Genomic DNA, 25,215 nt, shown 5'->3' on the forward strand with positions numbered 1-25,215 from the left:
ACGGCGGCGCCGGCCAGGGTCCGCAGTCCGGGCCACATTGACCATTTCGACAACATCGACCACATTGATCGCAACACAAGGGGAAACACAGATGCTTGCAACGCACATGACAAGATGGACGCTGGACAAGACCAGCGCCGTGGCCCGATGCATCATGGGCGGTGCCGCCGCCTGCGCGGCACTGGCGGCTGCCGGGCCGGCGCTGGCCCAGACGTACCCGGACAAGCCGGTCAAGCTGGTAGTGCCGTTTCCCCCGGGCGGCTCCACGGATGTGCTGGCCCGCCTGGTGGCGCGCAAGCTGGGCGAAGTGCTGCGGCAATCCGTGGTGGTGGAGAACAAGGCCGGCGCGGGCACGATCGTCGGCGCCGACTATGTGGCGAAAGCCACGCCTGACGGCTATACCCTGCTACTCAGTGCCGCCACCACATTCACCGTGAATCCGGTCACGTACTCGCGCCTGCCCTACGACTCGCTCAAGAGCTTCGAGCCGCTCGGCATGGTCGGCTCCACCGCGCTGGTGCTGCTGGCCAATCCGGCGGTCAAGGCGGACACGCTCAAGCAACTGGTGGCCGAGGCTAAGGCCACGCCGGGCGGCATGTCCTACGGCTCCTATGGCGCGGGCACCACCGCGCACTTCGCGGGCGAGATGATCAACGCGGCGACCGGCATGGGCTTGCTGCACGTACCGTACAAAGGCAGCGCGCCCGCCATGGCCGACCTGATCGGCAACCAGATCCCGCTGTCGGTCGATACCGTGGTGGCAGCCGCGCCGCAAATCAAGGGCGGCAAGGTCAAGGCCATCGCCGTCACCAGCGCCACGCGCTCGATGTTGTTGCCCCAGGTGCCCACGGCGATCGAAAGCGGCTATCCCGGCGTGTCGCTCAGCACCTGGTTTGCCATCGTCGCGCCCAAGGGCATTCCCGCGCCGGTGCGCCAGACGCTGGACGCCGCCATTGCCAGCATGATGAAAGATCCCGCGCTGCAGCAGAGCATGACCGCCAACGGCTTCGAGCCCGAGTACGGCAGCGCCGGCGAATACCGCGCACGCGTCATCAGCGAGATCGCGCGCCTGCGCAAGATCGCGCAAGCGGCCAATATCCACGCGGATTAAGCGGCATCAGCCAGCACCAACAGATATTGACCGATATCGACCGATATCAGCCTCGCGTGCTGCCATGCGAGGCTGCCCGCTCGCGAAAGAACGCCTCGAAGAATTCCACGCAAACCCGGATCTTGGCCGAGGTGGTCAGGCGCGACGGGTACACCGCCCAGATGTTCGCCTCCTGATGGCATTCGGGCAGGATCTGCTCGAGTTCGCCCGTGGCCAACTGCGGGCCCACGTCCCATAGCGAGCGCAGCACGATGCCGCGCCCGTCGACCGCCCAGCGCACCACGATCTCGCCGTGGTTGGACGAGAGCGGCCCGGTGACCTTGACGGTCTGCTCGGTGTTGCCATTGATCCCGCTACGCAGCTTCCAGACGCCGAAGGGATGGTCGCGCTCCTTGATCACCAGGCAATCATGGCTGGCGAGGTCGGCTAGCGTGCGCGGCCGGCCCCGGCGCGCGAGGTAGGCGGGGGCCGCGCACAGGATCCGGTGGTTGTCGCCAAGCCGGCGCGCGATATGGTGCGGTGCGATCTCGTCGCCCACTCGGATATCGAGGTCAAAGCCTTCCGTGGCCACATCCACCAACCGGTCGAACACCTCGAAGCGCACCTGGAGCGCGGGATAGCGCATAGACAACTCCGAGATCGCCGGCGCCACGACACGGCGGCCGAAGCCGAAGCTGGAGCAAACCCGCAGCAGGCCGCGCGGCTCGCGGCGCGCGCTGGAGACTTCCTCGTAGAGATGGTCCACATCGTCGAGGATGCGCTGCGCCAGCGCATACACCCGCTCGCCATCGTCGCTCACTACCACGCGGCGGGTAGTGCGGTGAAACAACTTGACCGCAAGTGCGGCTTCGAGCAGCTGGATCCGCTTGCTGATGTAGGCAGGCGAAACGCCGAGCGCCTCGGCGGCGGCGGCAAAGCTGGACTTGCGCGCCACTTCGATGAAGACCCGCAGGTCCTCGTTGAGCACGTCATTCTTCACGATGTGTGTTTTATGGCATTACAGTTTGGCCGATTATATTCCGCTTGAAGTTGCTTACCATGGGCCTCCCCGATCCCATCAGTGAGGACTCCAACGTGAACCCGACCACTCCCGCGCCCCTGCGCATTGCCGTCATCCCTGGCGACGGCATCGGCAATGAAGTCATGCCCGAAGGCCTGCGCGTGCTGGAAGCCGCCGCCGAGCGCTACTCGCTGGCGCTTGAATTCGTCCGCTTCGACTGGGCGCACTGCGACTACTACCTGCAAACCGGCGCGATGATGCCGGCGGACTGGCGTGAGCAACTGGAAGGGTTCGACGCATTGTATTTCGGCGCAGTGGGCTGGCCGGCCAAAGTGCCGGATCATGTCTCGCTGTGGGGCTCGCTGCTGAAGTTCCGGCGCGAGTTCGACCAGTACGTGAATCTGCGCCCGGTGCGGCTATTCGAGGGCGTGCCTTGCCCGCTGGCCAACCGCAAGCCGGGCGACATCGATTTCTTCGTGGTGCGCGAGAACACCGAGGGGGAATACACCTCGCTGGGCGGCCGCATGTTCGAGGGCACGGAGCGTGAGGTGGTGTTGCAGGAATCCGTGTTCAGCCGCGTGGGCACCGACCGCGTGCTGCGCTACGCCTTCGCGCTGGCGCAATCGCGGCCGCGCCGCCACCTCACGGTGGCCACCAAGTCCAACGGCATCGCGGTCAGCATGCCGTACTGGGACGAGCGCGCCGACGCCATGGCGAAGCACTACCCGGATGTGACGGTTGACCGCCAGCACATCGACATCCTCACGGCGCGCTTCGTGCTGCAACCCGACCGCTTCGACGTGGTGGTGGCTTCCAACCTGTTCGGCGACATCCTTTCCGACCTGGGCCCCGCCTGCGCCGGCACCATCGGGCTGGCGCCTTCGGCCAATCTCAACCCGGAGCGCACGTTTCCCTCGCTGTTCGAGCCGGTCCATGGTTCGGCGCCGGACATCTACGGCAAGGCCATCGCCAACCCGATCGCGATGATCTGGTCGGGTGCGCTGATGCTGGACTTCCTCAGCAGCACCAAAGGCTTGGCGACAGCCGACAGCGCACGCTACCGCGAAGCGCACGATGCCATCGTGCGGGCTATCGAGGCCGTGCTGGCGCAGGGTCCGCGCACGCCGGACCTGGGCGGCGAAGCGCGCACGGATGACGTGGGCGCGGCCATTGCGGCGATTGTGCGCAACGCCAAGCCATAAGCGAACGCACTCGCTGCATAGCTGCGCGGCGTATGTGCCGTGCGTGCGCGCCAAGGGCCGCGGCACAGGCTTTTGCGGCAGCAAGGATCATGCCATTGCATGGCGCGATTCGTGCCCTCGACTTGCCGTGGTTTGCGATGTCTTGCCCAACTGTTTCCAGACTGATGCCTGACGCGTAAAACGATCGGATGCGCCGAGAAAATGTTTGTCCTTTCCGGTGCATACGTTCTACCTTACGAGTGTGCGCCCTGCCTTTCCGGAGACCGCAATGGCAATCCGTTCCACCGCCTCACACAGCACCGCGCAGTTGCGACGGCTCGTCGGCCAGTTGCAGGCCGAGGTCGATTCGCTTGATCACCTGGCGATCTTCGACGCCGAGACCCAGACCGCGCTGGGCCAGGCGCGCGACCGCCTCACTCAAGGCATCGAGGCGATCGAAGATGCCATCCAGAGCCTGCGCACCCTGCAGCAGGTGCGCCCCTCGGCCATGCGCAGCCGAAAGACACCGCGCGCTGCCTGATCCACAGGGGCGTGGCCTCATTGTCCGCAATGCTCAGAATTCCTGCACGGTCGGGCGCAGCACAATCTCGTTGATATCCACGTCGGCCGGCTGCTCGATCGCGTAGGCGATGGCGCGCGCCACCGAATCGGCCGGGATGGCTTGCTGATAGAACTCGCCCACCACCTTGGCGCTTTCCGCGTGGGAGCTGCCCAGCTTGAGTTCCGAGTCGACCGCGCCCGGCGAAATCACCGTGGTGCGGATCGCGCCGCCGGTTTCATGCCGCAGGCCTTCGGAAATGGCGCGCACCGCGAACTTGGTGCCGCTGTACACCGTGCCGCCCGGGCTGAACACCTTTACGCCCGCGACCGAGGCAATATTGATGAAGTGCCCCGTGCCCTGCTTCTGGAACACTGGCAGCGCGGCGGCGATGCCATACAGCACGCCCTTGATGTTGATGTCGATCATGCGCTCCCATTCCTCGACCTTGGCCTCGCTCATGGGGGCGATGGCCATGAGGCCCGCGTTGTTGATCATGACATCGATGCGGCCGAAGCTGGCCACGGCCTTTTGCACCAAGGCCTCGACATCGGCGCGCCGGCTCACGTCGGCTACCACCACCTCCACCTTGCCGCCCTTGGCGCGGATTTCGGCCGCCAGGGATTCCAGGCGGTCGCCGCGACGCGCGGCCAGCACCAGCGAGGCGCCCGCCGCGCCCAGGTGACGCGCGGTGGCTTCGCCCAGCCCGCTGCTGGCGCCGGTGATGACGATAACCTTGCTTGCGATGTTCGTGCTCATTGTTCACTCCGGAAAACTGCAGGCGCGCTGCCTGCGGATGGGAGTGATTATCTTGGCTGCGACGATCCATCAAAATGGAAACATTTTGATTTCAGTATTCCATTTTCTGGAACTCACCAGCTAACGGCTATCGGCGAACCCTGCCCGGCGGCGGCATGCCACCGTCCACTCGTTCAAGCCAGCGGGAAGCGCGCTCAGCGCGCCGGCACGGCATCCTTGTCGCCGAAGTAAGCCACCAGCGCATCGAACACCAGCCGGATGCGCATCGGCACCGGGCTACGGCGCGAGCGGTAGATGTACAAACCCCACGGCGCGGGCGCGAAGCGCTCCAGCACGCTGACGAGGCGGCCCGAGCGCAGATGGGGCTGCGCGAGATAGTCAGGCAACTGACCGTAGGCGAGCCCGGAGAGGATCGCCTCCATTTCAGTCTCCGGGTCGTCGGTGAGAAACGCTGGCGCGCGCGGATTGAACTGCTCGCCCTGCGCGAAATACCACGGCCAGGCGCGGCCGCTGCTGCGGTCGATCAGGCCTGTGGTAGGCAGCGCGGCGAGTTGGGCCAGGTCGGCTGGCTTGCCGACGCGCGCCACCAGCTCCGGCGTGCCCACGATATGGAAGCCCACCCGCGTCGTCATGCGCGCCACCAGCCGCTGGTCGCGGAACATGCCGAGGCGCAGGCCGATGTCGATCTCGTCGTCGACCACATCGGCGACCTGGTCCGAGAGCCGGATATCGAGCGTGATGCCCGGATGCGCCAGCGCCACCTCCCGCAGCGCCACCAGCAGATGCTGCCGCCCCAGCGTGCTCGGCGCGGTAATGCGCACGACGCCCTTGAGCTCCGTGTCCGAGCGGCTGGCCGGATGCGCGAACAGGCTGTCCACATCGACGAGCGCCGCGCGGGCGCGCTCGGCCAGGCGCTCGCCGGCGGCGGTGATGCGGATCTGGCGGGTGTTGCGGTGGAACAGCGGCTCGCCCACGGCTTCCTCGAGGTCCTTGACCGCGCGGGTGACGGTTTGCGGCGACGTGCCCAGCCGCGTCGCGGCCGCCCTGAACGAAGCCGACTCCGCTGCCGCGCAAAAGATCCTCAGCATTTCCAGCCGGTTGAGCATGGTGGTGTGCGCCGTGAAAAGCGCAGGTGCGTGGGTGATGATGCAAAAGCGCGATTATAGGATCCGCCGCGGCGTTGAATCAGAACTGTCTCATTGCCGCCCTGGTCTATGTAGGTTTCGCATCGCTCGTTCCGCATCGCGCTTCTGTCTGGCAGAATGCCCGGCTCCCGCGCACGGCCTCCGCCATCCTGCGCGACGGTGCGATGTCCTCTGACGGCTCTCGCCGGCTTTTTCAGGCTTTTTTTGGCCTTTGCCGGTTTTTCCCGTCTCTTCAATCTGCAAGCTGTAAGGATTCCTTTCTCGCATGAAGACGTTTTTTGTCTCGGTGGCGCTGTGCCTGGCATCTGGCGTGGCCAGCGCTTCCGGTAGCTTTGCCCAATGTCCTCAATTCTTCGCGCAAAGCGCAGCCCCCAAGGCGCCGAGCTCGGCCGAGCTTAAGCTGCGCCCGCTTTGCTATGACGCCTTTGCGGTCATGCACTCGGGCCGCAGCAAGACCCCGCTGTACGTGGCCGAGCGCCTGTCGCGCGCGCAACTGATCGATGCCAGGGACGAAGCACGAACGAATCGCTTCTTCTCCGATGCGCGCCTGCCCCGCGCCGAGCGGGCGGAACTGGACGATTACAAGGGCAATGAAGGCATCGACCGTGGCCATATGTCGCCTGCCGCCGACCAGCCGACCGCGCAAGCCATGTCGCAATCGTTCACGCTCGCCAACGTGGTGCCGCAATACAGCCAGAACAACCGCAAGGCATGGGCCTCCATCGAAAAGGCCACACGCAAGTACGCCATGCGCGCGGCCGGCGATGTCTATGTCATCACGGGCCCGGTCTTCGATGGCAACGTTCGCACCATCGGCAGCGGCAAGGTCTGGGTCCCCACATACCTCTACAAGCTCGTCTACGACCCGTCGACCAACCGCGCCTGGGCGCACTGGATCGAAAACTCCGACGCCGCCCGGCCGGGCAAGCCGATTTCCTATGGCGAGCTGGTCAAGCGCACCGGCATCGAGTTCCTGCCTGGCGTTCAGCCGGCAAGCTGATGGACCGGGCGCCCGCATGCTGCATGACGAGTGTGGACTGCGGCACGCCCGGCACGTCTGCCCGGACAGTGGCACACTTGCGGTTTGCCGGATTTCTGTCCTGCCGATCAACGTCACTGAGTGTCAATGGAGCAAGCAAGCATGCCTAACCACAGCAACAGCCAATGGATCCGCGTTGAAACCGAAGGCGGCGCCTTCGATGCCTACCTGGCCCTGCCGCCCACGGGCAAGGCGGCCAATGCACCGGGCATCGTGCTGGTGCAGGAAATCTTCGGCGTCAATGAACATATCCGCGCGGTAGCGGACCAGTACGCCCTCGACGGCTACGTGGTGCTGGCGCCGGACGTGTTCTGGCGCCTGGCGCCGCGCGTGGAACTGGGCTATGCGGGCGCGGACATGGCGCGCGCGATGGAGTTGCGCCAGAAGGTGGATGTGGAGCTGGCGGTGAAAGACATCGCCGCCACCGCCGAGGCGCTGCGCGGCCAGCTCAGCCCGGGCACAAAGATTGCGGCAGTGGGCTACTGCTTCGGTGGCCTGATGGCCTACCTGTGCGCCGCGCGCGGCCTGGTCGATGCGGCGGTTCCTTACTATGGCGGCGGCATCCAGAACAATCTGCAGGAAGCCGCCAGTATCAAGGTGCCGGTCCAGTTCCACTACGGCGCGCTCGATGCGCATATCCCGGCCGACGCTGTCGAGAAAGTGCGCGCGGCCGTGGCCGGCAATCGCCAGGCGGAAATCCACGTCTATGCGCAGGCCGATCACGGCTTCAACTGCTGGGCGCGCGGCTCGTATCATCAGCCGTCCGCCGCGCTGGCCCATGGCCGAGCCCTGACTTTCCTGGCTGGCGCGCTGTCCGCCTGAGCCAGCGGCAGCGGCAGCCGCCGCCATCGGGCTGCAGACACGCACGCGCCATGGCCCTGCCGTGGCGCGCTGCCTCGCTTTATCTTCCCCTTGCGCCGGGCGTCCTGCCCGGCGTCTCTCGCCTTCCCCCACGCCAGGGCGGCTTGCGCCTGTGCCGTCCCGCCCCTATGCTGGCCCCTCGAAGGCCAACGCCGCAGCCAGGGCATCGTGCTTGCGCCAGGCATGCAATGACGCGATCAAGCCCCGCGGCATCGGCTCTCAAGACTTGCTGGACCCTAAAACCATAACGGAGACCACCATGCAGTCAGAGCAGCAGCGCGTCCTGCGCAATACCATCCCCGATGCCCTCGCCCGCGCGGTAYGGCGCAGCCCCGACAAGGTGGCGCTGCGCTTTGGCGAACGCAGCTGGACCTATCGCGAACTCGAGGCCGCGGCGGCCAGCGTGGGCGCAGCGCTGCAGCGGTGGGGCCTGCGCCCCGGCGACCGCGTGGCGGCGTTCGGCAAGAATTCGGATGCCTACGTGCTGCTGTGGCTGGGCTGCCTGCGTGCCGGGCTGATCCATGTGCCGGTGAATTTCTCGATGACGCGCGGCGAGGTCGAATACATCGTCGCCCAGTCCGGCGCCAGCGCGCTGTTCTCCGACCCGGCGCTGGCCGCGCACGTCGAAGGGCTGCCTTGCCCGTTGCTGGGGAGCCTGCATGGCGGCGACGAGCGCGACGTGCTGACGGCGGCCAAGGGCCCCGCCGGGGAGATCCTCGCCACCCTCGACGACGCCATGCCAGCGCAGATCCTCTACACCTCAGGCACCACGTCCGCGCCCAAGGGGGCGGTGCTGACGCATCGCGCCTTGCTGGCCGAATACATGAGCGCCATCGCCACGTGCGACATCAAGCCGGAGGATGACGCGCTGGCTGCGCTGCCGCTCTACCACTCCGCGCAGATGCATGTCTTCCTGATGCCGCTGCTGCTGATGGGCGGCAGCATCCTGCTGGCGCAAAGCCCCGAGCCGGGCTTCTGCCTGCGCACGGTGCGCGAGGCAGGCATCACCAGCTTCTTTGCGCCACCCACCGTATGGATTGCGCTGCTGCGCCACGCGGACTTCGATCCGCGCCAGCTGGTCTCGCTGACCAAGGCCTATTACGGCGCCTCGATCATGCCGCTGCCGGTGCTGCTGGAGCTGCGCGAGCGCCTGCCCGCGCTGGGCTTTTTCAACTGCTACGGACAAAGCGAGATCGGCCCGCTGGCCACGGTACTCGGCCCCGAGGAGCACCGCGAGCGGCCCGCTTCGGCCGGGCGGCCCGTGCTGAATGTGGAAACCCGCATCGTCGATGAAAAGATGCAGGACGCCAGACCCGGCGAGCTCGGCGAGATCGTGCACCGCTCGCCACAGTTGCTCACCGAGTACTGGGACAAGCCGGAGCAGACCGCCGAGGCCTTCAGCGGCGGCTGGTTCCACTCGGGCGACCTGGGCTATATGGACGAGGGCGGCTACCTGTATGTGGTGGACCGCATCAAGGACGTGATCAATTCCGGCGGCGTGCTGGTATCCAGCCGTGAAGTCGAGGAGTGCCTGTACCAGCATGAAGCCGTGGCGGAAGCCGCGGTGTTCGCCCTGCCGCACCCCAAGTGGGTGGAAGCCGTGGCGGCTTGCGTGGTGCTCAAGCGCGAGACGCGCGCGGAGGAGGAGGCGCTGCTTGCCCATGCCCGCGCCGCGCTCGCCCCGTACAAGGTGCCCAAGCGCATCGTGTTCGTGCCCGACCTGCCGCGCAACACCGCCGGCAAACTGCTCAAGCGGCAATTGCGCGAGGATTACGCGGACTTGTTCGGGGCGGGCGTGTAGGCGAAGGCGATCAAGACTTCAGCAACGCCAGCAAGGCCTCGGCCGCTGCGGCCGACGAGGCGGGATTCTGCCCGGTCACGAGCCGCTGCGCCACCAGCGCGTAGCTCTGCCAGTCGGCCGCCTTGCTGTAGTGGCCGCCCAACCGCTTGAGTTCATCCTCGACCAGGAAGGGCACCACCTCGGTCAGCTGGACGGCGGCCTCCTCGGCATTGGAAAAGCCGGTCACCGCCTTGCCCCGCACCAGCGGCTCACCGTCCGGGCCACGCACATGGCGCAGCACGCCGGGCGCGTGGCACACGGCGGCAACCGGCTTGCCGGCGGCATACATGGTCTCGATCAGCGCAATGGAGGCGCGATCCTCGGCGAGGTCCCATAACGGGCCGTGGCCGCCGGGATAGAACACAGCGTCGTAGTCGCCACCCTTGACCTGCGCGAGCTTTAGCGTGCTGGCCAGGGTAGCCTGGGCCGCGGTGTCCTTGCGCAAGCGTGCGGTGGCTTCGGTCTGCGCATCGGGCGCGTCGCTCTTGGGGTCCAGCGGCGGCTGGCCGCCCTGGGGCGAGGCCAGCGTGATGTCGGCCCCGGCATCGCGAAACACATAGTAGGGCGAGGCAAACTCTTCGAGCCAGAAGCCGGTTTTCTTGCCGGTATTGCCCAACTGGTCATGCGAGGTCAGAACCATCAGGATCTTCATGCTGTGCTCCTTGCTGTGGGATGAACGGCGCCAGGCAAGCAAGCGGGTGCGCTATGCGCGGCCGCCTCACCGCCCGGGAACCCTAACACCCTTAGACAATAACAATAGAAGATCCGGGCGACCCTATGTCAGTAAGGCATCGCCACGCCGTTCTGCACCTTGACCCGGTCGCCGTTGCGCAGGTTGTACGGCGTCGACTGGGTCAGCGTGAGGTAGCCGTTGTCGGTGGTGCGCACGCGGATGCGGTACGCGGGCGGTGCCGTGTTGGCGCGCTTCTCCACCTCGTTGCCGGCTACCGCGCCGACCACCGCGCCGCCGATGGTCGCCACCGTATTGCCGCGGCCGCCGCCTACCTGGTGGCCGAGCAGGCCGCCAACCATGCCGCCGATCAAAGTGCCGGCGACGCCGCCGCTAGCCGGCTGTCCCGGCAACATCTCGATGGATTCAACCTGGCCATAGCGCACGCCGTAGGCATCGTTGCCGTAGGCGGCTTGCGGCTGGCTCGCCTGGGGATAGCCGGCTTGCGGGTAACCCTGTTGCGGATAGCTCTCCTGTACCGGCGCCTGCGGGTAGCCCGATTGCGGGTAGTCGGCCTGCGGGTAAGCGGGTTGCTGGTAGCCCTGCTGCGGATAGGCCACGGGGTAAGCGCCACCCGCCTGCGTGCTGCTGCCGTACGTGCCCGAATTGCCATAGGCCCCGTAGCCACCATACCCGCCGCCATATGGCGCGCTCACGCAGCCGGCCAGGGCGCCCGCTGCAAGCAAGGCAAGCGCTGCGGTACGAAGGGGGAAAGAAGGGAAAGGCATCGGGAAAACTCCTGCGGTAGCAACGCGAGTGGGAATGCGCGCGAGTCTAGGGCCGCAGGGGCGCCTCGGGTGTCACCGAGGCTTGTGATTGGTAACTGCCTGTAACGGGGAATGCCTGCCGGGCTAAAAAAACGCCTTTGCCCGCTTCAAGAGCGCATCAGGAGCGCTCCGCGCCGTCGTCGTTGAAGGCAGTGAGGCGTGCCACGCGGAAGGTGCCGCGCAGCGATTCCAGCTCGCTCCGGTGCAGCATGGCCAGCCGGTTAAGGAAGCGCTCGCCCTTGGCCATCAGGTGGACCTCGACAATACGGCGGTCATCCGGGTTGGCCTTGCGCTTGACCAGCCCGGCCGCCTCGCAGCGGTTGACCAGCGCGACCACGCCGTGCTGCTTGGCCTGCAAGCGCTCGGCAAGCTCGCCGATCGATGCCCAGTCCTTGCCGGCACAGCCGCGGATATGCAGCATCAGCAGGTATTGCTGCACAGTCAGCCCTTCGCTCTGGGCGGCATCTTCTGAAAACCGCAGGAAACGCCGCAGTTGGTAGCGAAAATCGGAAAGTGCCTCGAAATCCTGCTTGGCAAGCGGGGATTTGGATGCGGCAGGCTGGCGGGTCATAAGGGGCAGCGTCTGGGCGCTGGGGAACTTGGCTCGACGCTCATTATAGGGGCTGCCCCCGGCGGTTCCGCGGGCGTGCGGCAGTGTCAGGTTCCGGGGCCAGGCCAGGGTTTCGACCAGCGCCGATGCGGGTATGGCAGAATCTGTGCGTTCGCAGACACTCCTGACTGCAGACATCACACTTCCACCGGAACCGAAACCGATGTTCTCGGAAATCGCCCTTTTCCTGCTCGATACCGTCTTCAGCTTGTTCGGCATGGCGCTGCTGCTGCGCCTGTGGATGCAATGGACACGGCTGCCCACGCGCAATCCCGTCTCGCAAGGCGTATTCCAGGTCACCGACTGGCTGGTGCGGCCCTTGCGCCGGTTCATCCCCGGCCTTGGCGGCATCGACTGGGCCACCGTGATCGGTGCCTGGCTGACCGCCCTGGCGTTCCTGCTGCTGGTGCTGCTGGTCTCCGGCGCCAACCCGCTGGCCTACCTGCCGCTGATCCTGCTGATCGCCATGCTCAATGTGCTGAAGTGGGGCATCAGCATGGTGATGTGGGTCACGCTGCTGATGGCGATTCTGTCGTGGGTCAACCCGCACTCACCCGTCACGCCTGCCATCAACCACCTGACCGAGCCGCTGCTGCGCCCGATCCGCCGCGTGATTCCGCGCCTGGGCGGCTTCGATATCTCGCCGCTGGCGCTTTTCGTGATCGCGCAGATCCTGCTGATGATCATTGCCCGCCTTGGCGCGGGATTATTCGGCGCGCGATTTGGCCTCTGAAGACCTCTGAAGACCTCTGAAGACATCCAAAGACCCCCTGAAGGTCTTTGAAGGCCCCACCGGCAAGGGATGCCGATGAATGCCCCTGGCCCACGCCTGGGGCATTGTTCATAGTGACGAACAGTGTTTTGGTGATTGACGCTTTTTCCTGGGCAGATGTAGGCATACATTACGGCCAACGTGGAACACACCACGATATGCCCGAAGGAAGAAAAGCATCATGAAGACCCTCGCACAAACCCGCACCCTCGCCGTTTCCCTCCTCTGCGCCATCGGCCTGTCGATGGCCGCCGCCTCCGCGCACGCCAGCACACCGGTTTCCGACCTGGCCCGCCTCGATGGCAGCATCGGCCGCACGGTCGATGCGTTCACCGACGGTGCCCGCAACGGCCCGCGCGACCCGTTCACCGATGGCGCCCGCAGCGGCCCGCGTGACCCGTACACCGACGGCGCTCGCGGCGTGAACGAGCCCCGCAGCAGCTTCAGCGACGGCGCCTGAGCGAAACCTGGCATTCGCCAGGTGTGGAAGAGACAGTTAGACAGTTAAGTAGTTAGCGATAGTCAGCAAGTGCTCACGGTGTGAGCCACATTGTCAGCGCGGACATGGGCAGGCCTGCCAGCCGCCCACCCCCAACCGCAATGACCCCCACAGCCGCGCCAGCCCTCACGGGCCGGGCGCGGCTGCGTCGTTTCGGTCCTGCAGTTCGGAGGCCATCATGGCTTCCACCGCCTCCATGAAGACGCGCACCTTGCGCGGCTGCAGCCGGCGATCGGGCAGCAAGGCAAAGACCCGCAGCGGCGGCGGCGGGTAGTCCGGCAGCACCTTCACCAGCCGTCCCTGGGCGACTTCTGCTTCGCAATAGATCAGCGACAACCGGGCAATGCCAAGGCCGGCCAGGGCGCCCTGCAGCCGCAGCTCGGCGTTGGCAGTCTGCATGCGCGGCCGGATCGGTACCGCCACGCGCTCGCCATCGCGGGTAAATTCCCACATGCCGTCACCGGGCGTGGTCAGGGTTGGCAGGTTGGCCAGGTCTTCGGGCTGCAGTTGCAGCGGCAGGCCGGCGGCCAGCGCCGGCGCCGCGAACAGGCCGCGCTCCACATGATAGATCCGCCGCGCGACGGTCCCGGAATCGGGCAGGTCGGCATCGACCGCGACAAAGGCGACGTCGAATCCGTCACGAATGGGATCGACCATGCCTTGCGAGATCTCCACCTTCACGTCCAGTGCCGGGTGGGCCGCCAGCGTGCGGCAGATCACGCCGCCCAGTTGCTGGGCGCCAAACTCGTACGGCGCGGCGATGCGCAGCACGCCTTGCACCCGCTCCTCGCGCGCTAGTGTTTCCTGGCGAATCTCACGCAGCCGCGCGAACAAGGGCGCCACGTCGCGGTACACCGCGCTGCCGGCGTCGGTCAGGCGCATGCGCCGGGTTGTGCGCTGGAGCAGCTTGGAGCCGATGGCCGACTCAAGCCGCGCCACCGCCGCCGAGACCCGGGACTTGGGGCAGTCGAGCTGCTCGGCCGCAGCCGTGAAAGTGCCTTGCTCCACCACGCAGCAGAAGGCTTCCCAATCGTTCCACTGGATTGTCTCGTTCACCAGGCGATGTTTCCTTTACAAGCTATCTATGTTTCCCAAACGCGCGACATTATGCGCGCAGCGGGCGCGCCACTGGCGCGCGCCCCGCATTTCCTCTACCCTTTCGGCCTTTCCGTGTGTATTCGGCAATCAGCCGAACCAACCGATGGCCAGCCCTGCCGCTCCCGACAATTCCGACCACCCGGCCACGGATGCTTCCGTGGCGCCCGCCGCCGCACCGGGCCCGGAGAAGCCGAGCGATACCTATGTGCAGTCCTTTGCACGCGGGCTCTCGGTCATCCGTGCCTTTGACGCGCAGCACCCCGCCCAGACGCTGAGCGAGATCGCGCAGGCCAGCGGCCTGACCCGCGCCGGCGCGCGGCGCATTTTGCTGACCTTGGTCGGCCTGGGCTATGTGCGCGCCGATGGCCGCCTGTTCCGCCTGACACCCAAGATCCTCGACCTGGGCTTCGCCTACCTGACCTCGATGCCGTTCTGGAATCTGGCCGAGCCGATCATGGAGGCGTTGTCGCAGGAGGTGCGTGAAAGCTGCTCGATCTCCGTGCTGGACGGCACCGAGATTGTCTACGTGCTGCGGGTGCCGGCGCGCAAGATCATGACGATCAACCTGTCCATCGGCAGCCGGCTTCCGGCCTATTGCTCGTCGATGGGCCGCGTGCTGCTGGCCGGCCTGCCGCTTGAGGAGCTCGATCGGGTGCTGGGCGCCAGCGAATTGCGCGCCCGTACCAGCCGCACCGTCACCGATCCCGCCGAGCTCAAGGCCATCATCGCCGGCATCCGCACGCGCGGCTGGGCCCAGAACGACCAGGAGCTGGAAGAAGGGCTCGTCTCGCTGGCCGCGCCGATCCGCAACCGTGCCGGCCAGGTCATCGCCGCCATCAATATCAGCGGCCAGGCCAACCGCACCAGCGCCGACGACATGGCCAGCAGCTTCCTGCCGCCGCTGCTGGCCGCCTCCGAGAAAATCTCGAACCTGATCAGCCTGCGGAGCTGATGCGCCAGCGCGGTTAGCGCGTGGGCGTCGCCGGCGTGGGCAGCTCGACGCTGCCGAACTCGGCCGAGCGGGTGCCCGGCAGCGGATGGTTGCTGGCACCGTGGTAGGCGAAGGCGACCGACAGCTTGACCGCTTCGGAAACGTTCTGGCCCGCGCTGTGAAACAGCCGGCTGTCGAACAGCAGCACGTCGCCGCGTTCCAGGGCCAGCGGCCGCACGCCTTGCAGCATGGCCTGGCTGGCCGGATGCGACTCGATCAGGAATTCGGCCGCATCGAGCTGGCCGGGTTCGAGCGCGACGGTGTGCGAGCCGGGAATCACGCGCAGCACGCCGTTGCTCTCATCCTCCCTGCCCAGCGCCAGCCACACCGTCACTAGTTCCGGGCGAGCAAATGACCAGTAGCGGGTATCACGGTGCCAACCGGTCTGGCTGCCATAGTGCGGATGCTTGGTCATCACGCAGTTGTGGTGAGCGAGAGTCAGGCGCACCGGCTCGCCCAGCAAGCTCGCCACCACCTGCGCCACCGCGGGATCGGCGGCCCATGCACGGAACGCATCGTCGCGCCCATAGGCCTGGCGCAAGCGCCGCACCGTGCCCCCTCCCATGGCGTCGCGGCTTGCGGGCGCGCCGGGATAGCCTAGCTCGGCTTCATATTCGACCGGCGCCGCCGCCGCGGCCAGTTGCGCGCGTGCGACCTGCTCGAGCTGGTCGCAGACCGCGGGCGGGGCAAAGCCGCGCAGCACGATATAGCCGTCTGCGTGAAAGGCGCGGTTGAGTTCGTTCAAGTCTGCAGCGGTCGGGGCGATGGCCGAAGCGATGGAAGCGGTGGAAACGGTGGAAGCGGTGGAAACGGTGGAAGCGGTGGAAACGGTGGAAGCGGTGGAAACCTTGGAAGCCGTGGAAGCCACTTTGGAAGCGGCACCCGGCGGGACAGCAAGCGGGGAGTTCATTGCAGCGGATGAGGGGTTGGCTGGGCCGACAGCTTCGATAATGCCAGAAGCCGGGCGAATCGGCGCGCCCCGCGTGTGTTGGGTGCCCATTGCGTGCGCAAACAGACTGTTCCCGCGCCTAGGCGCGCCGCTACAATGGCCGGGTTCTCCCCCCGACCCGCAGGCTTCACGTGACAGCTCGCCCACGCATCGTCGCATCGCTCTCCGAGGCGGAAGCCCAGCTTGGCCGCATCGTCCTGGGCAAGCCCCGGCAGATCCGGCTGGCACTGGCCTGCATGCTGGCACGTGGCCATCTGCTGCTGGAGGACCTGCCGGGCGTGGGCAAGACCACGCTCGCCCACGCGCTCGCGCGCACGTTGGGGCTGCAGTTCCAGCGCGTGCAGTTCACCAGCGACCTGTTGCCCGCCGACCTGATCGGCGTCTCCGTCTTCGTGCGCGACAGCGCGGAATTCCGCTTCCATCGCGGCCCCGTGTTCGCGCAGGTGGTGCTTGCCGACGAGATCAACCGCGCCACCCCCAAGACGCAGAGCGCCCTGCTGGAGGCGATGGCGGAGGGACAAGTCACCCACGACGGCGTCACCCATGCCTTGCCGTCCCCGTTCTTTGTCATCGCCACGCAGAATCCGCTGGACCAGATCGGTACGCACGCCTTGCCCGAATCGCAGCTCGACCGCTTCACCATGCGCCTGTCGCTGGGTTATCCCGATCCGGCTTTCGAGCGCGTGCTCTACCTCGGCGGGGCAGCGCCCGCGGCCGGCACGCCCGTGATGGATGCCGAGCAGGTGGCCGCGCTGCAGCAGGCCGCGGCCCAGGTCTATGCCGGCCCGGCGCTGGTGGACTACGCCCTGGCCCTGGTGCAAGCCACACGCGCGCACTCTGCCTTTGCCGCCGGGCTGTCGCCGCGGGCAGGCTTGGCGCTGCTGGCCTGCGCGCGCGCCTGGGCGCTGCTGCACCAGCGCGACAGCGTGCTGCCCGAAGACGTGCAGGCGGTCTTCATGCCAGTAGCGGGCCACCGGCTGCTGCCGTCCGGCGCAGCCGGCGGTGGCCAGGAGGCGCTTACCCGCCTGCTGGCCGACGTAGCCATTCCCTGACGCCCGATGGCGCGCGGCCGGCCGTTTTCCTCGCCGGGCACGGCATCGCCGGCCGCGCCTGGCCCCAAGCGGCAGGCATGGGCGTCGCCACCCTGGCTGCAGCGCCGGCGCGCACCCCGGCAAGGCGTGGTAACGCTCGACCGCCGTCACCTGTACATCTTGCCCACCCGGGCCGGCCTGGGCTTCGCGGTCTTGCTGATGGCCATGCTGCTGACTTCGCTGAACTACAACATCAGCCTGGGCTTCGCCCTCACCTTCCTGCTCGGCGGCATCGGCATGGCCTGCATGTGGCAGGCCTACCGCAACCTGCTCGACATGACGGTGGCCGGTGTCAGCGCGGCGCCAGCCTTTGCCGGCGAGCCGGCGGCATTCAGCCTGCGCATTTCAGGCAGCGACGCGCCGGTGCGCATCGGCGTGGAGGCGAGCCTGCCGGCCCAGGCCGGCGCGCTGCCTGCCCGCCTGAGCCTGGCACGGGATGCCTCCGGCCAGCTGATCTTGCACATGCCTACCAGCCAGCGCGGCTGGCTGGCGCTGCCGCGCGTCACGCTCTCGAGCCGTTTTCCGCTGGGTCTGTTCCGGGTGTGGAGCTATGCCGACCTGCCGCTGGCCGCACTGGTCTACCCAAAGCCGGAACCTGGCGCGCCGCCTCTGCCTTTTGCCGCGCAGCCCGACGACGATGGCGCGGCGTCCTTGCCCTCGGACGATGGCACGGACCAGTTGCGGCGCTACCGCAGCGGCGATCCGTTGCACCGCATCGCCTGGAAACATAGCGCGCGTACCGGCCGCTGGCTGAGCCGCACCGGCGAAGCCGGCAGCCTGCCGACCTGCTGGCTGGACTGGCAGGCCCTGCCACAACAGCTCGGATTTGAGGCGCGGCTATCGCGCCTGTGCGCCTGGGTGGTAGCCGCGGGCGACACCATGGAAATCGGCCTGCGGCTGCCCGGGGTCAAGATCCCGCCCGGGCGCGGCGGCGCGCATCGCCGCGCCTGCCTCGAAGCCCTGGCCCTGTGGCCGGGACGCGCCGGTCAAGCCCCGCAGGAGCGCACACCGTGAAGCTGCCACCGCGCCCCCTTGCGCACGAAGAGCATGGCCTGCTGCTGGGCCAGCTGGCATTAGTGCTAGCGCCGCAAGCGCGCAGCCTGCCGGTGACCATCAGCGTCTTGCTGGTCTTGCTGCTGGCGTGGCGCTGGCTGTTGTGGCACCAGCGTGCGCCGCTGCCCTCGCGCCTGATGCTCGGGATCATCGCGGGGCTGGTGATGCTGGTGGCCGCCGCACTGGTCTGGCAGGCTGGCGGCAACATGGGGCGCGACCTGTCGGTGGCGCTGCTGGGCGCCTTTGTCGTGCTCAAATTGCTGGAGTGCCGGGTGCTGGCCGATGCCACGCTGGTTACCCAGCTGTGCTTTTACCTGCTGCTGAGCCTGTACCTGTTCGACCAGCCGTTCTGGCTGGCCTTGTACAGCCTTGCCATTGCCGCCTGGCTGCTGCGCAACTGGCTCTTCCTGGGGCATCCCGAGGCACGGGGCTATCTTGCCGTGTGGCCGTTGCTCGGCCGCCTGACGCTGATCGGGCTGCCCTGGGCGCTGCTGCTCTTTGTCTTGTTTCCGCGCCTGGATCGTCCACTGTGGCGGCTGCCGCAAGCCGAGGCCGTGGCCACTACCGGCATCAGCGACACCATGAGCCCGGGCAGCGTGAGCCGGCTCACCCAGTCGACCGAAGTCGCACTGCGCGCCGACGTGCAAGGCGGTCCGTTGCCGGCCGGCGCCCTGTACTGGCGAGCGCTGGTGCTATGGCAATTCGATGGACAGACCTGGCGGCCATCGCCCCTGCGGCAGCGGCGCGCGCAGCCGGCGCCGGCCTTGCCGGCGGCCGATGACACGGCTGCGGATGCCGGGCCCGGCGAGACGGTTGGCAACGCCTCGGCCAACGGGATCATCAACTACAGCATCACGCTGGAGCCCAACCAGCACGCGTGGCTGTTCCTGCTCGACCGTGGCCAGGCGATTGCCCCCGGCGCCGGCGCGGTGATCAATGCCGACGGGGAGTTTTTTACGCGCGACCCGGTGGACCGGCGCCTGCGCTACCGCGCGCGTTCGGCTCCGGCCGCTGCGCAGCCTCTCGATCTGGCGACGCGAGAGCTGGCGCTGGCATTGCCGCCGGGCAACCCGCGCACGCGGGAGCTCGCCGCCGCATGGGCGGAGCAATACCCGGATCCCGCCCAGCGGGCGCGGGCCGCGCTGCGGCTGTTTGCCGCCGCGCCGTTCAGCTACACGCTCTCGCCTTCGCCGCTTGGCCACGAGCAGGTCGACAGTTTCCTGTTCGACACGCGACGTGGCTTTTGCGAGCATTACGCCAGCAGCTTCGTGTTCCTGATGCGCGCAGCCGGCGTGCCTGCGCGCGTGGTCACCGGCTATCTCGGCGGCGAGTACAACCCCATCGGCGGCAACTATATCGTGCGGCAGGCCGACGCCCACGCATGGGCGGAAATCTGGCTCGAGGGACGCGGCTGGGTGCGCGTCGATCCCACCAGTGCGGTGGCGCCAAGCCGGGTCGAGCGCGGCATCGACGCCGCGCTGGAGGCCAGCGAGATCGAAGCGCTGCACGCGATGCGAGACCCGGGCTGGCTGCGGAACCTGCGCTGGGGCATGGACGGCATGGTCTACACCTGGCAGCGCTGGGTATTGCAATACGACCGCGGCCAGCAGGCCCGGCTGATGCAGCAGCTCGGCATCGGCGACAGCGTGCCGCAGGTCCTGCTGGGCGGACTGGCTTCGCTGAGCCTGCTGGCGCTCGTGCCACTCGTGCTCAGGCGCCGCCGGATCGATCCGGTGCAAGCCGCCTACGCGCGCTTCTGCCGCCAGCTGGCACGCCACGGCTGCGTGCGCGCGCCGTCCGAAGGGCCCCAGGATTTTGCAGCGCGGGCCGCTCGCGCCCTCCCGGCTGCCGCGCTGGCAGTGCAGGACTTCAGCGATCGCTACACCAGGCTGCGCTACGGCCGCCTGGCGCCGGTGCAGCGCTCGGCCGAGCTTGCCGGGCTGCGTCAGGCGCTGCGGCGGCTTTACCATCACCTCGCTCGCTGAACATAGCGAGCGCCGGGATGCATCAGCGCCCCAACTTGTTTCAGATGATATAATTACGTTTGTAATTATATTGCCGGACCGGCTCCGTTGCTCCGGCATCACCTGACTCCCCGCCATGTCCTTCGAAGACCGCATTGACCGCTTCTGCGCGGGCCATCCGGAAGCGCCGCGCGACCTGATCCTGGCATCCCGGCTGCTCATGCGCACGGCACGTCTGCTGCGCAGCCACATCGATCGCGCGCTAGCGCCCTTCGAGCTGGACCTGCAGCAATACCTCGCCATCAGCCTGCTCGCCACCGACGACAACCAGCCCAGCCTGCCGTCCGAGCTCGGCATCACGCTCGACGCCACGCGCACGCAGATGACCCGGCTGATGGACGGCCTCGAAGCGCGCGGCCTGGTGCGCCGGCACGCCTCGGCGCAGGACCGCCGCAGCACCGAGCTGGTACTGACAGCCGCCGGCTACCGCATGCTGGAGCGTGCCGCCCCAGCCGTGCACGCGGCCTACGCCGAGGCCTGGGGGCCGGTCGGCGAAAGTGGCCTGGCCGCCGCCACGCGTGCGCTCAACCGGATGCACCAGAACCTGCTGACGCTGGAACCATGAAAACCGTGTCTGCCTTACGGCCGCTGCGGCTCGGGCTGCGGTGGCTGCGCCTGCTCAGCCACCAGCAGCGCCAGACCCTGGTGATGCTGCTGCTCGCGCTGGCGACCTCGGTGGAGTTCCTTGAGAACATCATGTTCGTGTTCGCATCGAGCCATATCGTTGGCGGCGTCGATGCCGATCCGCGCAGCTTCGCCCTGGTCCAGGCCGCGTACGCGGTGGGCAGCATGTTGATGATCCTCAAGCAGCAATGGCTTGCGCAGCGCTTTGGCTATCGCTACTACCTCACCGGCGCGCTGCTGATCTTCATGGCGGGCACGCTGGCGGCGGCCACCAGCCATTCGCTGCCGCAGCTGGTGGGCGCGCGCTTTGTGCAGGGCGTGGGCGGCGGGGCGCTGTTTACCAGCTGCCGCATCCTGGTCAATGTGATGTTCGCGCCGGCCGACCGGCCGCGCGCTTCGCGCATCTTCATGCTGGGGATCTTTGCCGCCTCCGCGCTGGCGCCCGCCATGGCAGCTGAGCTGATCGAGCGTGGCGTGTGGCAGGACGTGTTCTACGGCGTGCTGCCCTTCGCCGCGCTGGCAACGCTGGGGGCGTGGCTGCTGCTGCCGGACGCCGAGCCGCGCGAGGACGATCCCGGCCCCGCACTGGGCCCGCTGCTGCTGTTCGGCGCAGCGGTGGTGACCCTGCAAGCCGCCATGACGCAGGCGCGCTTCGATATCTTCTCGCACCCGCTGCGACTGGCGCTGATCTGCGCGGCGGGTGTCGGACTGCTAATGGGGTTTCTCTGGCAGCAATGGCATCACAGCACGCCGGTGCTCCGTCTGCGCGCGCTGCGCAATCCGGTCTACCTGACCGGGCTGGCCATGTATTTTGTTTACTACCTGATCAGCAACCTGAGCGGCTACGTGTTTCCGATCTACGCCGAGCAGGCGCTCGGGCTGCCGCTGGCGACCACCGGCTGGCTCAACACCTTCGCCGCCACGGTCAGCCTGGCCGGGATCTTCGTCTACCTGCGCCTGGCCCCAAAACTGCCGCACAAGAAGCCGCTGATGGCAAGCGGCCTGCTGCTGATGGCCGGAGCGACGTGGTGGTTTTCGTCGATGCCGCCCAACGCCGGCCCGTCGGCGCTGGCGTGGGGACTGGTGGGCAAGGGCCTGTTTGGCGTGATGGTCATCATCCCGATTGCCGGCCTCACCTTCCGTTCGCTGGCCGGCGACGATTTCGCCCACGGATACCGCAGCAAGAACCTGCTGCGCCAGATCGCCGCGTCCTTCGCATCTGCGCTCGGCGCCGTGCTTTTGCAGAACCGGCAGTTCGCGGTGCACACGAGCCTGACCGGCGCCCTTGGCCAGCACACGGCAGAGACGCAGCAGTGGATGGCGACCGCCCAGGCAGCCTTGAGCGCGCGTGGGCTGGATCCGGGCCATGCCTATCAGGCCGCGCTGACGCAGCTTGCCGGCCTGGTCGATACGCAGGCCAGGCTGATTGCCTGCGAGGATCTGTATCGGCTAATCGCGGCGCTTGCCCTGATGGCTGCTGTCTTTATGCTGGCGCAACGCCGTCTCGATTGAAGCGCGTTTGCTGCAAGACTGGGAGTTGGATGCCGGGGCTCGGGCAGATCTGTCTGCCGCACAGGCTACGCAGTGTCGGCCCGAGGGGCTGGAGCAGCGCGTTGGATCTGGTAAATCTGGCTGAATCTGGCTGGCATCCCGGAACGGATCGCTCCGGGGAGTCGCGGCGCGGCGCGCGCGGCAGTCGCTTTCCGAGAAAGCGTCGGGTCGGCTAGTTAATCGGTTCTAGTCAGAACAGAGCGAGCTGGCGCATGCCAAAGCCGATGGTTTCTTCCACGCGCATGCGGGCGTGAGCGAGCGAGCCCTCCGCACCGGAGTAATTGCCTGCGGCCCAGTGATAGACCACCGGCATGTCACCGCGATCGGACAGGCGAACTTCGCCCAGTTTCTCGCCGCGCTCATTGCGGTAGAAATGCGAACGGTAGCCACGCTCCCAGTGCGGGGCTTCGGCTTTCTTGCGTCGGCGCGGGGTGGGCGAGGCTTGCGGCAGGCGCCGCGCTCTCTCGGTACCCGTGGTCGCGGACGCGCGGGTGAAATCCAACTGCATAGACTTCCTTGTGTCATCGAGTCTGCAAGACAATTTCGCATTAATGGCCCGGGATGGTCAAGGCCGTTGCTGCGTGTCCTGCTTCGCAGTCGAGATGATACCTGTTACCGCGCGTTCTGGCAGCCCTATTGCACCGGAATTCGGCGTCCACTAAGGCTTGGCGGGCCGACACGTATACCTTCGCGCCGGCCCGTCCGCCATTTATGCGGAGGTTAACTCGGGGTTAACTTCGCGGTTAACTCCCGGGCTAACCCCCGGGCTAACTCCGTGGCTAGCTTTGCAGTTAACCCAGGTCCAGAGGGATAAAGATACGGGCATCGTCGCGTTGCACCAGCAGTGCAACCTGCTTGCCCGACTTCGCTACCAGGGCCCGCAACTGCTCCGCCGAGCTGATCGGCGTGCCGTTGATGGACAGGATGACGTCACCTGGCTGGATGCCCACCTTGGCCGCCGGGCCTGCGACATCTTCGACCACCAGCCCGCCGTCTATCCCGCTGTCGCGCTTCTCGGTCGGACTCAGCGGGCGGACCGCCAAGCCAAGCTTGCCGCCTGCGTCATTGGCGGGGGTCTTGCCGGCAACTGCCGCATCCTTGGCCGTGCCGACCTTCACCGTCAGGGTCAGCGGCTCGCCCTTGCGGATCACCTTCAGCGAAGTCTGCGTGCCTGGCGCGAGGTCGGCCACATGCTCAGGCAAGTCTCCGGAATGATCGATCACGTCGTTGCCAAGCTGCACGATCACGTCGCCCGGCTTGAGGCCGGCCTTGGCGGCCGGGCTGTCCGGCTCCACCGAGTTGACCAGCGCACCGCTAGGCTTCGGCAGCCCGAACGATTGCGCCAGGGCCTGGTTGACCTCCTGCACGCCGATGCCAAGACGGCCGCGGGTGACCTTGCCATGCGCCACCAGCTGCGCCTGCACCTTGGTGGCCACGTCGATGGGAATCGAGAACGACAACCCCTGGTAACCGCCAGTCTGGCTGTAGATCTGCGAATTGATACCGATCACTTCGCCCCGCTGGTTGAACAGAGGGCCGCCAGAGTTGCCGGGATTGACGGCCACATCGGTCTGTATGAATGGCACATAGGTGTCATCGGGCAAGGAGCGCGATTTCGCGCTGACGATGCCGCCGGTGACCGTATTCTCGAAACCGTAGGGCGAGCCGATGGCCAGCACAGGCTCACCCACGCGTACGCGTGAGGGGTCGCCCAGGCGCACGGTCGGCAGATCCCTGGCGTCGATCTTGATCACCGCCACATCCGTTTGCGCATCCGCGCCCAGCACCTTGGCCTTGAATTCGCGGCGGTCGGTCAGCTTGACCGTCACCTCCTGGGCGCCATCCACCACGTGCGCATTGGTCAGGATCAGGCCATCAGGGCTGACAATAAAGCCCGAGCCGAGGCCACGCACAAGTTGCTGCTGGCCATTCTGCGGCCCTTGGAACTGCGGGCCGAAGCGCTTGAAGAACTGGAACAGGGGATCATCCGGGTCCATGCCCTGCGGTACCTGTGCCGAAGCGCGCTGGGCGCGCGCGGTAACACTGATATTGACCACCGCCGGACCGTACTGGTCGACAATGCTCGAGAAGTCGGTGGGCGCGGCAACGGCCAGGGGCTGGGCCGAGGCCGTTACGGGCGCCTGGGCGGCATATCCCGGCGTGATGACTTCCTTCTGCAGATAGGTATACCCCCCAGCAAGAGCGGCCAGGGCAGCAATACCAATGGCGGAGCGTGCAAGCGTCTGGCGAATCATGGCGTTTTTCCTTTCTTGGTTACCTCAGGCGTCCGGGCTATCTGGACGCGACAGGACCATCCTAAAGGCCGATCCTTAAACCAGACTTAAGGAAGCGTAGAAGGCACTGTGGGGACCAAGAAGGATGCCACCCCGATGCGGAGCGTTCAGGGTGTGAGGGTAAAGCTCAAGCAGGATCGACGCCTGGAGCAACGGGCATCTCTGTCGCCAATTGCACGCAAAAACTCCGCTTCTGCGCGGAAGTCAGCCGCTTCGCCGCCGCCTCAGCCTTTGAGGCTTCCGAGCGATTTGCGAAGCGCTGCCAGCCCAGGATCCTGATGGGCTTGCGCGATCGCGTATATTTAGCGCCCGTTCCTGCCAGATGCTGGGCGAAGCGCCGCTCCACATCCGTAGTGATACCGGTGTAGATCGTGTTGCCCTCGCATTCGAGCAGGTAAAGAAACCACGGGGCTTCGCCGTCGGCTGGCATTCGAAATGAGCTAAAGAGAGGGTGGCAAGGTGGCCGGAGCGGCAATTATGCTTGCGGCCATTGCTTTTCGCAGCCACTAAAACCGCAGCCATGAAAGCAAAACCCCCCAGTACTTTCGTACTGGGGGGTTTCAAGGGAGAGCCTGGCGATTACCTACTTTCACACGGGTATCCGCACTATCATCGGCGTGGAGTCGTTTCACGGTCCTGTTCGGGATGGGAAGGGGTGGTTCCAACT

At 66.8% G+C, this 25,215-nt stretch carries 25 protein-coding genes and 1 rRNA gene; 14 read left to right on the forward strand and 12 right to left on the reverse strand.

The window, feature by feature from the left end; translation table 11 throughout:
- Positions 1–106: 106 nt before the first annotated feature.
- Complete coding sequence (locus AC1DQR_RS08180) at positions 107–1,111, forward strand: Bug family tripartite tricarboxylate transporter substrate binding protein (protein ID WP_477132864.1); 1,005 nt, start codon at positions 107–109, stop codon at positions 1,109–1,111.
- Between the two features lie 46 nt (positions 1,112–1,157).
- Here AC1DQR_RS08180 and AC1DQR_RS08185 read toward each other — a convergent pair whose 3' ends face one another.
- Entirely contained in the window at positions 1,158–2,090 is a 933-nt protein-coding gene (locus tag AC1DQR_RS08185) for a LysR substrate-binding domain-containing protein (RefSeq protein WP_416051490.1), read from the reverse strand.
- 59 nt (positions 2,091–2,149) lie between these two features.
- On the opposite strand from AC1DQR_RS08185, the gene AC1DQR_RS08190 reads away from it, so the two are divergent.
- Positions 2,150–3,313: a tartrate dehydrogenase gene (locus AC1DQR_RS08190; RefSeq protein WP_416051489.1), complete on the forward strand. Its 1,164-nt coding sequence runs from the start codon at positions 2,150–2,152 to the stop codon at positions 3,311–3,313.
- A gap of 268 nt (positions 3,314–3,581) precedes the next feature.
- Positions 3,582–3,833 (forward strand): hypothetical protein, encoded by a 252-nt coding sequence (locus AC1DQR_RS08195; RefSeq protein WP_006163098.1) that lies wholly within the window; start codon positions 3,582–3,584, stop codon positions 3,831–3,833.
- A gap of 33 nt (positions 3,834–3,866) precedes the next feature.
- Here the strand turns inward: AC1DQR_RS08195 and AC1DQR_RS08200 are convergent, their stop codons facing one another.
- Together AC1DQR_RS08200 and AC1DQR_RS08205 are read right to left on the reverse strand one after the other, a co-directional pair.
- The gene (locus AC1DQR_RS08200; protein ID WP_416051488.1) at positions 3,867–4,610 is read right to left on the reverse strand and encodes an SDR family oxidoreductase; all 744 of its coding nucleotides are present in this window, start codon (positions 4,608–4,610) and stop codon (positions 3,867–3,869) included.
- A gap of 194 nt (positions 4,611–4,804) precedes the next feature.
- Positions 4,805–5,716, reverse strand: a complete 912-nt coding sequence (locus tag AC1DQR_RS08205; protein ID WP_477132865.1) for a LysR family transcriptional regulator — start codon at positions 5,714–5,716, stop codon at positions 4,805–4,807.
- Positions 5,717–6,020: 304 nt separating this feature from the next.
- Here AC1DQR_RS08205 and AC1DQR_RS08210 point away from each other — a divergent pair, with 304 nt between their 5' ends.
- From AC1DQR_RS08210 to AC1DQR_RS08220, 3 genes are all read left to right on the forward strand, one after another.
- Positions 6,021–6,755 (forward strand): DNA/RNA non-specific endonuclease, encoded by a 735-nt coding sequence (locus AC1DQR_RS08210; protein WP_416051486.1) that lies wholly within the window; start codon positions 6,021–6,023, stop codon positions 6,753–6,755.
- A 141-nt stretch (positions 6,756–6,896) separates the two neighbouring features.
- Positions 6,897–7,616: a dienelactone hydrolase family protein gene (locus AC1DQR_RS08215; protein WP_416051485.1), complete on the forward strand. Its 720-nt coding sequence runs from the start codon at positions 6,897–6,899 to the stop codon at positions 7,614–7,616.
- A 298-nt stretch (positions 7,617–7,914) separates the two neighbouring features.
- Entirely contained in the window at positions 7,915–9,456 is a 1,542-nt protein-coding gene (locus AC1DQR_RS08220; protein ID WP_477132866.1) for a fatty acyl-CoA synthetase, read from the forward strand.
- Between the two features lie 10 nt (positions 9,457–9,466).
- Here AC1DQR_RS08220 and AC1DQR_RS08225 read toward each other — a convergent pair whose 3' ends face one another.
- From AC1DQR_RS08225 to AC1DQR_RS08235, 3 genes are all read right to left on the reverse strand, one after another.
- Positions 9,467–10,147 carry a type 1 glutamine amidotransferase domain-containing protein gene (locus AC1DQR_RS08225; RefSeq protein WP_416051483.1) on the reverse strand — a complete coding sequence of 227 codons (681 nt, stop codon included), beginning with the start codon at positions 10,145–10,147 and terminating at the stop codon, positions 9,467–9,469.
- Between the two features lie 128 nt (positions 10,148–10,275).
- Positions 10,276–10,953 carry an outer membrane lipoprotein gene (locus AC1DQR_RS08230; RefSeq protein ID WP_416051482.1) on the reverse strand — a complete coding sequence of 226 codons (678 nt, stop codon included), beginning with the start codon at positions 10,951–10,953 and terminating at the stop codon, positions 10,276–10,278.
- A gap of 157 nt (positions 10,954–11,110) precedes the next feature.
- Positions 11,111–11,563 (reverse strand): MarR family winged helix-turn-helix transcriptional regulator, encoded by a 453-nt coding sequence (locus tag AC1DQR_RS08235; protein ID WP_477132867.1) that lies wholly within the window; start codon positions 11,561–11,563, stop codon positions 11,111–11,113.
- A gap of 202 nt (positions 11,564–11,765) precedes the next feature.
- On the opposite strand from AC1DQR_RS08235, the gene AC1DQR_RS08240 reads away from it, so the two are divergent.
- Both AC1DQR_RS08240 and AC1DQR_RS08245 read left to right on the forward strand, forming a co-directional pair.
- Positions 11,766–12,335 carry a YggT family protein gene (locus AC1DQR_RS08240; RefSeq protein WP_416051481.1) on the forward strand — a complete coding sequence of 190 codons (570 nt, stop codon included), beginning with the start codon at positions 11,766–11,768 and terminating at the stop codon, positions 12,333–12,335.
- A gap of 220 nt (positions 12,336–12,555) precedes the next feature.
- The gene (locus tag AC1DQR_RS08245) at positions 12,556–12,834 is read left to right on the forward strand and encodes a hypothetical protein (RefSeq protein WP_253930380.1); all 279 of its coding nucleotides are present in this window, start codon (positions 12,556–12,558) and stop codon (positions 12,832–12,834) included.
- Positions 12,835–12,999: 165 nt separating this feature from the next.
- Here AC1DQR_RS08245 and AC1DQR_RS08250 read toward each other — a convergent pair whose 3' ends face one another.
- Positions 13,000–13,929: a LysR family transcriptional regulator gene (locus AC1DQR_RS08250; RefSeq protein WP_150991598.1), complete on the reverse strand. Its 930-nt coding sequence runs from the start codon at positions 13,927–13,929 to the stop codon at positions 13,000–13,002.
- 145 nt (positions 13,930–14,074) lie between these two features.
- Between AC1DQR_RS08250 and AC1DQR_RS08255 the strand changes: the two genes are divergently transcribed.
- Complete coding sequence (locus tag AC1DQR_RS08255) at positions 14,075–14,923, forward strand: IclR family transcriptional regulator (RefSeq protein ID WP_416051480.1); 849 nt, start codon at positions 14,075–14,077, stop codon at positions 14,921–14,923.
- Between the two features lie 13 nt (positions 14,924–14,936).
- Here the strand turns inward: AC1DQR_RS08255 and AC1DQR_RS08260 are convergent, their stop codons facing one another.
- Positions 14,937–15,872: a phytanoyl-CoA dioxygenase family protein gene (locus AC1DQR_RS08260; RefSeq protein WP_477132868.1), complete on the reverse strand. Its 936-nt coding sequence runs from the start codon at positions 15,870–15,872 to the stop codon at positions 14,937–14,939.
- Between the two features lie 170 nt (positions 15,873–16,042).
- Here AC1DQR_RS08260 and AC1DQR_RS08265 point away from each other — a divergent pair, with 170 nt between their 5' ends.
- The 5 genes from AC1DQR_RS08265 to AC1DQR_RS08285 all read left to right on the forward strand — a co-directional run bounded on the left by AC1DQR_RS08265 (position 16,043) and on the right by AC1DQR_RS08285 (position 22,215).
- Positions 16,043–16,963, forward strand: coding sequence for an AAA family ATPase (locus AC1DQR_RS08265; protein WP_043357117.1), 921 nt, complete (start codon positions 16,043–16,045; stop codon positions 16,961–16,963).
- Between the two features lie 6 nt (positions 16,964–16,969).
- Positions 16,970–18,016, forward strand: a complete 1,047-nt coding sequence (locus tag AC1DQR_RS08270; RefSeq protein ID WP_477132869.1) for a DUF58 domain-containing protein — start codon at positions 16,970–16,972, stop codon at positions 18,014–18,016.
- Entirely contained in the window at positions 18,013–20,040 is a 2,028-nt protein-coding gene (locus AC1DQR_RS08275) for a transglutaminase TgpA family protein (RefSeq protein WP_477132870.1), read from the forward strand. Before AC1DQR_RS08270 ends, AC1DQR_RS08275 begins: the two co-directional genes overlap by 4 nt.
- A gap of 115 nt (positions 20,041–20,155) precedes the next feature.
- Positions 20,156–20,644, forward strand: a complete 489-nt coding sequence (locus AC1DQR_RS08280; protein WP_477132871.1) for a MarR family winged helix-turn-helix transcriptional regulator — start codon at positions 20,156–20,158, stop codon at positions 20,642–20,644.
- Complete coding sequence (locus AC1DQR_RS08285; protein WP_477132872.1) at positions 20,641–22,215, forward strand: MFS transporter; 1,575 nt, start codon at positions 20,641–20,643, stop codon at positions 22,213–22,215. Before AC1DQR_RS08280 ends, AC1DQR_RS08285 begins: the two co-directional genes overlap by 4 nt.
- Before the next feature lie 229 nt (positions 22,216–22,444).
- Here the strand turns inward: AC1DQR_RS08285 and AC1DQR_RS08290 are convergent, their stop codons facing one another.
- The 4 genes from AC1DQR_RS08290 to rrf form a co-directional block, all read right to left on the reverse strand.
- Positions 22,445–22,762 carry a hypothetical protein gene (locus tag AC1DQR_RS08290; RefSeq protein WP_006164639.1) on the reverse strand — a complete coding sequence of 106 codons (318 nt, stop codon included), beginning with the start codon at positions 22,760–22,762 and terminating at the stop codon, positions 22,445–22,447.
- A 283-nt stretch (positions 22,763–23,045) separates the two neighbouring features.
- On the reverse strand, positions 23,046–24,509 hold the full coding sequence (locus AC1DQR_RS08295) for a DegQ family serine endoprotease (protein WP_416051475.1): 1,464 nt from the start codon (positions 24,507–24,509) through the stop codon (positions 23,046–23,048).
- Positions 24,510–24,675: 166 nt separating this feature from the next.
- A complete protein-coding gene (locus tag AC1DQR_RS08300) occupies positions 24,676–24,978 on the reverse strand; it encodes a GIY-YIG nuclease family protein (protein ID WP_416051474.1) in 303 nt (100 codons plus the stop codon).
- Positions 24,979–25,118: 140 nt separating this feature from the next.
- Positions 25,119–25,215 (reverse strand): 5S ribosomal RNA (gene rrf / locus AC1DQR_RS08305); the annotation flags it as partial.

The sequence above is a fragment of the Cupriavidus sp. 05L411 genome (assembly GCF_056398045.1).